This window comes from Yinghuangia sp. YIM S09857 (assembly GCF_051388915.1).
GTDB lineage: Bacteria > Actinomycetota > Actinomycetes > Streptomycetales > Streptomycetaceae > Yinghuangia.
In genome coordinates, this window is sequence record NZ_JBPKBH010000001.1 from 32,100 (window position 1) to 40,499 (window position 8,400).

Genomic DNA, 8,400 nt, shown 5'->3' on the forward strand with positions numbered 1-8,400 from the left:
GTGGCCCCACCGACTCTCGCACAACGGCGTTCCCGGTGGGGGTGATTTCACCACATTGGTGGAGGGTGATGACGGGTTGACGGTTCCGCACCGAATCGGGGCTCCCGATGACCGGAGCCGATCGCCGCGGTCCCGGGATGCCGCGTCCGGACGATCACTTGCGATCACGTCCCGTCCGGGCGGTCGCAGTGGCGTCGTCCCGCCGGGTCGTCGCGGCCGCTGTGCGGCGCGGTTCCGACCCTGCTCACCGATGGTCGGCCGGTTGCCCGGCGACCCCGCGCCCACCGTCGGTCGAATGCCCCGCGCACGGCGTGTCGTCACCCGACCGGCCCAGTAGGCGCGCGGACCGCCGCCCGATCGGCACACGATGGAGCCCGTTCCGCAGTCCAAGCGAGGTTTCGGCTCCGTCGAACACGCCCGGACGAATCGGAGGATGTAGTGGGAGTCGATCCTGCCGCCTTGCGGCGTTGTTATGTGGCCGTGGACCTGGGGGCGTCCCGGACCCGCGTCTACCTCAAGAACCACGGTCTGGTCGTCGACGAGCCCAGTCTCGCCGCGGTGGACACCCGCAACGGCGGGCTGGTCGCCGTCGGTTCGGTCGCAGCCCGGATGGTCGGTCGGTCCCCCGACCACATCCGCGTCGGGCGACCCATCCTGAACGGCACCGTGGTCGACGAGGAACTCGCGCAGTCGATGCTCCGCCAGATGGTGGACCGCCGCGTCGCGCCGCTGTGGCGTAGACCGGCTGGCGTGCGGGCGTTGGTCGGCGTACCGCACGACAGCGGCCCGCTGATCCGCAAGGCGGCCGTCTCGTCGCTGGCCGGGCTCGGGGTGCGGCGCGTCGAACTGGTCGACATCCCGGTGGCGGCGGCCGTCGGCTGCGGCCTTCCGGTGGACCTGCCCGAGGCGGCCATGGTCGTCGTCTGCGGCGCGGCCACCACGCAGATCGCGGTGCTGTCGCTGGGGGCGGTGGTCGCCGCGTCGATCCTCCCGGTGGGCGGCGACGCGATCGACCACGCCATCTCCGAACACCTGCGCGCGCGGCACGGCGTCGTCACGCCGACCGGCGCGATCCGCGAGATCTACCACCGGCTCGACACCGACGAGGTCATCACCGTGGTCGGCAAGGACGTCGCCACCGGGCTGGCCCGCACGCTCGCCGTCGAGGCGGCCGGCGTACGCGACATCATCTGCGCGCCGCTGGCTTCGCTTCTGGACGGCATCACCTGCGTCCTGCGCCGCTCCCCGCCGGACCTCGTGGTCGACCTTGCCGACCGCGGCATCACGGTCGCCGGGGGAGGGGCCCACATCCCGGGCCTGGACGCCATGATCCGCGCCGCGACGGGCATGCCCGTGCATGTGGCCTCCGACCCGCAGAGCAAGGTGATCGACGGCCTGGCCCGGCTCATCGACGGCCGCTCGACGAAGCCGCCGCGCCAACCGGTGCACGCCGAGACCCCGGCCGAGGAAGAGCCGGCCACGGACGCGGAGGCGTTCGTCCCGGTCGCCTGACGCCTTGGCCCTGCCAGGGTGACGGGGGCTGCCGGATCCCGCACCGGCGAGCACTCCCGCATTTCGACCGGACGTTCCGCCCTCCGGACCGGACGTTCCCGCGCTCGGTTCGGCCCCTCGACCGGACGCCGCCGGCACCGGACCTCCCCGGTGCCGGACGTCCCTCGAACGGCTGCCCTCCGGGGTGCGCCACGGCAGCGTGCGGCCCCGTGGCATCCGCCCCGGAACAGGCGGCCGGGATGGGGCGGCCCGCCCGACGACCGCTTTTGCGCGGTCGTGTCGTCGGTCTCCGACGGCAGGGGCGGGCCGCCCGCGACGCGGGTCGCGACGGGCCCGGGCCGTCAGCGCCTTGAGTTGTCGGCGCCTCGGGTTGTCAGCGCGCGCCGGGGTCGTCCCAGTCCTCGTCCTTCCGGTCCTCCTCGCGTGTCCGCTCGGCCGCCGACTCCAAGGCGTGGGCGGCCGCTTCGCGCGTCGGGTACGGACCGAGCCGGTCGTTCGCCCGGCACCCGGCACCCTGCTCGACGGCGCCGTGCTTGATGCAGTAGTAGTACTGGTCCTCGCTCATGGCCCGATGATCGCACCGGCTCATCCGCAGACCCGGACGGCGCGCGGATCCGGGCCCGTTCGAGCAACCACCCGACAGGCCGCCCGCCCTGCCCCGTGCGGTGTCCGAACACCACCGTCACCCGGTCGAGTTCAGCTGACACACAGTCAGCGGCCGTTGATGGCACAATAACCGGATGGTTTTCACTACGGTAGAACCTGTTCTATTGTAGCCCTGCACAATCGGCCCGCCACGGGGGTGCGGGCAGATCGCGCGGCATCGGAGCGCCCCGGTCCCCGACGACCACCGCTCCGATGCCGCGTCGCGCTCGGGCGCTCCGTGCCGGACTGAACCTGCTGCCCGCGGAGGTGGGTTGTCTCGGCCGGGCGGGGTCACTACGCTCACGCGAGCGCGACAGACGCGTGCTCTCGGGATGAGGAGGTTGATGAGTATGGCTGCCGTCAGCCGTCATCAGCGTGCCCTCATCCGGCCCGTGCGCTGACAGCGCACGGCCGGTCGTTGCAACGACCAGGAGAGACACATGTCTTCCCCTACCTCTTCACCCGGTCACGCCGACCTGGTCACCGAACGCCTCGTCCTGCGGTCGTGGACCGTGGGCGAGGCCACCGCGGTCCTCGACGGCACCCGGTCCCCGCAATGGGCGGACGACTTTCCCGCCGAAGGGGATTGCGTCATCGCGGGCCTTCTCGACCGGTGCCCCGACTGGCTCGGCGCCCATGGCCACCGTCTTGTCGTCGAGCGCGACAGCGGCCTGGTGGTCGGCTCCATCGGCCTTTTCTGGCCGCCCACCGACGGGGTCCTCGAAATCGGCTACGGCATCGTGGCCTCCCGGCGCGGCCGAGGGTACGCCCCCGAGGCCACCCGCGCCCTCACCGAATTCGCCCTCGCCGCGCCGGAAGTCCACACCGTGAGCGCCGACGTCGAACTCTCGAACCCGGCCTCGGCCAGAGTCCTCGAAAAGGCGGGCTTCCGCCTTTGGGAGACCGACGAGACCGTGGCCAAGTTCAGAACCACGACCCCGACCCGCGACCCGCGCTGATCGCAAGGGGTCCTGGAGGCACCCCCCTCCAGGACCCCACCGCGATCCCCGTGTTCCCGAGCCACGGCGCGATCGGAGAGGCGGGATCTGGACGGATGGCGACGCACTTCTACCGCTGCGTGTCGCGGCGGCGCGTGGCGATGGTGGCGAGGGTGGTGTGGAGCATCGTGAAGTGGCCGCCCAGGGAGTCGATGGTGTCGCCTACCGCGTTCAGGACCTTGGCTCGTGGGGCGGGAGGGAGTTGGGTCAGGCCGCCGGTTGTCGGCAGCAGGTTCAGCCATTGGTCGCGTGTGTAGGTTCGCCGCCAGTCGAACTGCCACTGCTCGGGTTCGTCGAACTGGCCGGTTTCGCGGATGCGTTCGGCGAATTCGGCGTACCCGGCCTGGTACAGGCCGAGTGGGCGGCGGGCCGGTAGTGCGTTGAGCGGGGAGTCGGGCGCCGCTTGCCGGTGGGCCTCGGCGAAGGCTTCGGCTACCTCGGCGGGCGGTTCGTACACGTGCCCGAAGATCGCCAGTCGTCCGCCCGGGCGTAGTACGCGTGCCGCCTTCGCGGCGCCGACGGACGGGTCGACCCAGTGCCACGACTGCGCGGCGGTGACGATGTCGAACGTACGGCCGTCATGTCGCCAGTCCTCGAAGGTCGCGACCTCGACGTCCAGGCCGAGGCCGCGGGCGAAGTCGGCCATCCGCGGGTCGGGCTCGACCCCGAGCACGGTGCAGCCGGCTGCCTGGAACTGGCGGGAGGCGATGCCGGTGCCGCATCCGATGTCGAGCAGGTGGGGTGTGGCGCCGGGAGCCGAGGAGACGATGCGGGCCACGAGCGCGTCAGGGTAGCGGGGGCGGGCCGCGTCGTAGCGTTGCGCGTCCGCGCCGAACGACTCGGCCATGTGCCGGGCGTTGTGCGGTCGGGCGGGGGGTTGATCGGGTTGGTCGCGCGACTGAGTGGGCATGTGCCCACTTTAGTGGGCGCGTGCCCACCGTCAATGGGGGAGGATGAGGCGGCCGACATACGAGAGGACCCCTGACTTGCCCACCGGAGTGCACCTTCGCGACGCGCGGCAGCAGCTCTTCGACGCCGCCGAACGCGTGCTGCTGCGGGACGGGCCGAACGCGCTGACCAGCCGGGCGGTCACCGACGAGGCGGGCTGCGCCAAGGGTGTTCTGCACCGGCACTTCAGCGACTTCGACGGGTTCCTCGCCGAGCTCGTGCTCGACCGGGCCGCGCAACTGGAGGCGCGGGCGCGCGCGTTGCGCGGGTCGGTCGGCACCGGGACGGTGGCCGACAACCTCACCGCCGCGCTGACCGCGCTCTTCGGCCCGGTTGCGGTGGCGATCATCCCGCTCATCACGTTTCGGGACGAGCTCCGGGCGCGCCTGCGCCAGGCCGCGCCCGGGGGTGGCATCGCGATCCTCGGGCAGGCCACGAGCGAGATCTCGGCCTATCTCGCCGACGAACGCGACGTGGGGCGTATCGCCGCCGATGCCGACATCGACTCACTGACTCTTTCCCTGGTCGGCGGCGGGCACCTGCTGTTCGCGGACCGGGACCGCGACTCCACTCCGCCGGACGCGGCAGTGGTGCACAGGCTTGTGGCAGCGGTCGTTGCGGACGTCGTGCAGCGTCGATCGGCGTAGGCGGCGGCGTCCGGCCAAAGAGGTCCATACCAATTTGGTCTGGACCATTCCCTTGGGTGGGGTGCCGTGTATATGGTGCCGCGCATGGCGATTCCGGTTCAGGGAAGTCCGTACGCCGAAAGCCCCCAGCCGCCCGATTCCTCGCGTGGGCACGGCCGTCGGTCGGGGCCGCGGAAGCGGTCCGGGCTGGGGTGGGTCGCCGTGTGGGCCGTTGCGGTTGCCGCCGTCGCCGCCTACCCGGTGTACCGGTTCGCGATGCCGCTCGACGAGGTGGACGCCCAGAGCGAGCAGGGTGGGTTGTGCCTGATGGCGTTCGAGGGGTCGATGGTGGGCGGGCGGCTGCCGAGTTCGGTGGACTGCCTCTCGCCCGAGGCGCGTTGGCGGGTCACGGAGCGGTTCGACGCTCCCGCCGGTCCGGCGCCGTGCCGTGATCTCCCGGCCGACAAGGGGTACGAGACGGGGATGGAGTGGCGGTCGTCGGACGGTGAGGTGCTGTGCCTGACGGTGACGCCGTTCACGACGTTCAAGGACTACGAGGCGATCGGCACGATGCCGTTCAACTTCAATCACGCCGACTTCGAGGAGATGAAGACACGCCTGCTGGCCGCCACCGGCGGGCAACCGGACCCGGCGGGGGAAGCTGGGTGAAAGGCGGGGCCGGCCGGGTGGGTGCGACCGCGAGAGTGTGCGCGGCGGGTCACCCGGCGGGCCTTCAGCCGTCTTCGGGCTCGCCCATGGTGTACGGGGACGCCTGACCGACCAGGTCCAGCGCCGATGCCCACCACGGGACGTCGCTGTCTCCGCCGGTGTTGTCGATCATGCGGCGGAGCACCGCCAGCGCGCCGAGGAAGTCCTGCTCCGAGATGCCCTCGTGGATGCGCGCGTTCGCCCGTACGACGCGCGCGTGGGTGCGCGCGAGACCGAGCTGACCGGCGGGTGTCAGGTGCAGCATGCCGTCGGGGGACTCGTCGATCCAGCCGCGCGAGAAGAGTTGCGCGTAGATGGGGTCGAAGGACAGTCCGGGCTCGGCGAACATGCCGAGTTGGTCGGCGACGGACGCGCGCGTCCAGGTGCCGGGGGATTCGCCGATCAGGTTGACGACCCACCACTGCGGCTGGGTGAGTTGTTCCTTGCGCAGGGTCGCCACCGTGTACGCGACAATCGCCTGGTGGGCGACGCCCGCCCAATAGCCGATCGGCTGGTGGGCCAGTTGCTCGGCCGGATAGTCCTTGACGGTCATCGCGATGCCTCCTTCGGCTGATCCGGATGACCTGATCAACATAGAAGTTGAAGTCAAGTTTAAGTCAAGCTAGCGTCGCGGCATGGGTGTACGTCTGCTGTGGTTCCGTCGTGACCTCCGGCTCGGGGACAACCCGGCCCTCCACGCCGCGGCGGGGACGGGGGCGCCCGGGATAGGAGGCGGGGAGGCCGGCACGGTTCTGCCGGTCTTCGTCGTCGATCCGGTGCTGTGGGGAGCGGCGGGACCGGCTCGGCGGGCCCATCTGGCGCGGTCGCTGCGCGCGCTCGACGCCGACGTGCGGAAGGGCGGGGGGAAGCAGGGACTTGTGGTGCGGTACGGGGATCCGGCTGCCGAGATCCCCCGGCTTGCGGCTGAGGTCGGCGTCGAACAGGTGCACGTGGCAGCAGACTTCGGGCCGTACGGCCGGAAGCGCGATGACGCGGTGGAACAGGCCCTGGGCAGAGTGCCGTTCGTGCGCACCGGATCGCCGTACGCGGTCGCGCCCGGGGGCGTTGTCAAGGGCGACGGTACGCCCTACCGGGTCTTCACCCCCTTCCTCGGCGCCTGGGCGGACCACGGCTGGCGGCGGCCACTGCCCGCGCCCGACGGCGTCGAATGGACTGGCGGAAGGGGAGCGGCGCTGCCGGACGAACCGGCTTCGGGCGTACCGCATTTGCCCGCGGCGGGTGAGAGGGCCGCGTACGGGCAATGGGCGGATTTCCGCGACGGCGACGGGTTGGCGGACTACGCCGAACGCCGGGACCGACCCGATCTGCCGGGCTCCTCGCGCCTGTCCGTGCACCTCAAGTTCGGCGAGATCCACCCGCGGACGATCCTCGCCGAGATCGACGCACAGGCGACCGGGGCCGCCAAGTTCCGGGCCGAGCTTGCCTGGCGCGAGTTCTACGCGGATGTGCTGTGGCATCGGCCGGAAAGCGGGCGGGACTACCTCGACGCGCGCTTCAAGGCGATGCCGTACGACGAAGGACTCGGCGCGGAAGAGGAGTTCGAGGCGTGGCAGGAGGGACGCACCGGCTTTCCGTTTGTCGATGCGGGCATGCGGCAGCTCCTGGCCGAGGGTTGGATGCACAACCGGGTGCGCATGGTCGTCGCATCGTTCCTGGTGAAGGACCTGCACCAGGAATGGACGCGCGGCGCCGCGCACTTCATGCACCGGCTCGCGGACGGCGACCTCGCGTCCAACAGCCACGGATGGCAGTGGGTCGCGGGCTGCGGTACGGACGCCGCACCGTACTTCCGCGTGTTCAACCCCGTGACGCAGGGACGCAAGTTCGACCCTGACGGGGATTACGTGCGCAAGTACGTCCCCGAGCTGCGCGGCATCGCCGGGGCGGCCGTCCATGAGCCGTGGAAGCTCAAGGACGGCCTGCCGAAGGGGTATCCGGAGCGGATCGTCGACCACGCCGAGGAGCGCGAAGTCGCCTTGGCACGCTACGCGGCGATGCGCGAGGGCAGGTGACGTCCGTCAGCCGGCTACGTTCGCCTTCCACCACGCCGCCGCCCGCTCGACGCCCAGGCGGTCGTCCCACAGGCCGGCCGGGTCGTCCGGCATCAGCAACTCCGGGATTTCCAGGCGCTGGTCGACCGTGGCGACGCGCGCGAGGTAGCGGCCCGCCTCCTGGAGGCGCACCTCGTCCAGGCGGCTGAGTTCGACCAGGGTCTTCGGCATGCCGTGTGCGCCGCGGCCGATCAGGTACGCGTCGTAGGGGTCGAACCCGACGGCCAGCAGCGACGCCTCCTCCACGGACAGCCCGGCGGCCTCGCCGAACGCCCGGATCGACGCCTCGGGCCACGGCGCGGGCCCCCGCGTCTCCAACAGTCGCAGGAACGCCGCGACGCGCGCCGCGCCACCCCAGCCCGCGCACACGCGCTCCGACTCGACGACACCGAAAGGCGGTTCGCCGAAGACGCCGTCCGCCGCGTACTCGATCGCCGCGATGTCGGGCGAGTTGCCCAGTGACCCCTGAAGCACGATCAGGCAGCCGCGGGCGGTCCGGCACACCTGGCCTTCCTGGGGAACGGCGCCCCCGTCCGTGCGCAGCGTCAACGTCCGCCAGCGGCCGCCCGGGTCGCACAGCGGCGGACCGCCCCAGGAGCGTACGTGGTCCGCCCCCAGGTCGGTGCTGCGCCGATCCGGCTCCGAGGGGGAGAGCGCGGCGCGCAGGGCGCGGCACCCCAGGCGGCCCAGCGAACTCTCCCAGCGACGGGCGTTCGCCAGTCGCACGGTCAAGGGCGGCGTGGCGACCTCCGGGTCCGCGCACTTCTCGGCCGTCCGACTCAGCCGGTAGAACATCTCCTGCATGTCGGTGAAGATGCGTGCCCGCAGGTCGCCCGGGTCGGTGATCGGGTACGGAAGCGGGACGGCCCGCAGTACGGGCCCGGGGGGGGG

General features: G+C 71.6%; 9 protein-coding genes. 5 read left to right on the forward strand and 4 right to left on the reverse strand.

The window, feature by feature from the left end:
• Nucleotides 1–480: 480 nt before the first annotated feature.
• On the forward strand, nucleotides 481–1,512 hold the full coding sequence (locus ACRX5S_RS00155; RefSeq protein ID WP_436770581.1) for a rod shape-determining protein: 1,032 nt from the start codon (nucleotides 481–483) through the stop codon (nucleotides 1,510–1,512).
• Between the two features lie 373 nt (nucleotides 1,513–1,885).
• On the opposite strand, the gene ACRX5S_RS00160 is transcribed toward ACRX5S_RS00155, so the two are convergent.
• Nucleotides 1,886–2,077: a hypothetical protein gene (locus ACRX5S_RS00160; RefSeq protein WP_436770582.1), complete on the reverse strand. Its 192-nt coding sequence runs from the start codon at nucleotides 2,075–2,077 to the stop codon at nucleotides 1,886–1,888.
• Between the two features lie 520 nt (nucleotides 2,078–2,597).
• On the opposite strand from ACRX5S_RS00160, the gene ACRX5S_RS00165 reads away from it, so the two are divergent.
• Nucleotides 2,598–3,116 (forward strand): GNAT family N-acetyltransferase, encoded by a 519-nt coding sequence (locus ACRX5S_RS00165; RefSeq protein WP_436770583.1) that lies wholly within the window; start codon nucleotides 2,598–2,600, stop codon nucleotides 3,114–3,116.
• Between the two features lie 109 nt (nucleotides 3,117–3,225).
• Here the strand turns inward: ACRX5S_RS00165 and ACRX5S_RS00170 are convergent, their stop codons facing one another.
• The gene (locus ACRX5S_RS00170) at nucleotides 3,226–4,065 is read right to left on the reverse strand and encodes a class I SAM-dependent methyltransferase (RefSeq protein ID WP_436770584.1); all 840 of its coding nucleotides are present in this window, start codon (nucleotides 4,063–4,065) and stop codon (nucleotides 3,226–3,228) included.
• Nucleotides 4,066–4,141: 76 nt separating this feature from the next.
• Between ACRX5S_RS00170 and ACRX5S_RS00175 the strand changes: the two genes are divergently transcribed.
• A complete protein-coding gene (locus ACRX5S_RS00175; protein ID WP_436770585.1) occupies nucleotides 4,142–4,750 on the forward strand; it encodes a TetR/AcrR family transcriptional regulator in 609 nt (202 codons plus the stop codon).
• 201 nt (nucleotides 4,751–4,951) lie between these two features.
• Entirely contained in the window at nucleotides 4,952–5,398 is a 447-nt protein-coding gene (locus tag ACRX5S_RS00180; protein ID WP_436770586.1) for an LppU/SCO3897 family protein, read from the forward strand.
• Between the two features lie 64 nt (nucleotides 5,399–5,462).
• On the opposite strand, the gene ACRX5S_RS00185 is transcribed toward ACRX5S_RS00180, so the two are convergent.
• Complete coding sequence (locus ACRX5S_RS00185; protein WP_436770587.1) at nucleotides 5,463–5,990, reverse strand: MarR family winged helix-turn-helix transcriptional regulator; 528 nt, start codon at nucleotides 5,988–5,990, stop codon at nucleotides 5,463–5,465.
• Between the two features lie 82 nt (nucleotides 5,991–6,072).
• Here ACRX5S_RS00185 and ACRX5S_RS00190 point away from each other — a divergent pair, with 82 nt between their 5' ends.
• Nucleotides 6,073–7,470 (forward strand): cryptochrome/photolyase family protein, encoded by a 1,398-nt coding sequence (locus ACRX5S_RS00190; protein WP_436770588.1) that lies wholly within the window; start codon nucleotides 6,073–6,075, stop codon nucleotides 7,468–7,470.
• 6 nt (nucleotides 7,471–7,476) lie between these two features.
• Here ACRX5S_RS00190 and ACRX5S_RS00195 read toward each other — a convergent pair.
• Nucleotides 7,477–8,400 (reverse strand): hypothetical protein (locus ACRX5S_RS00195; RefSeq protein WP_436770589.1); only part of this gene is annotated, 924 nt, incomplete at its 5' end.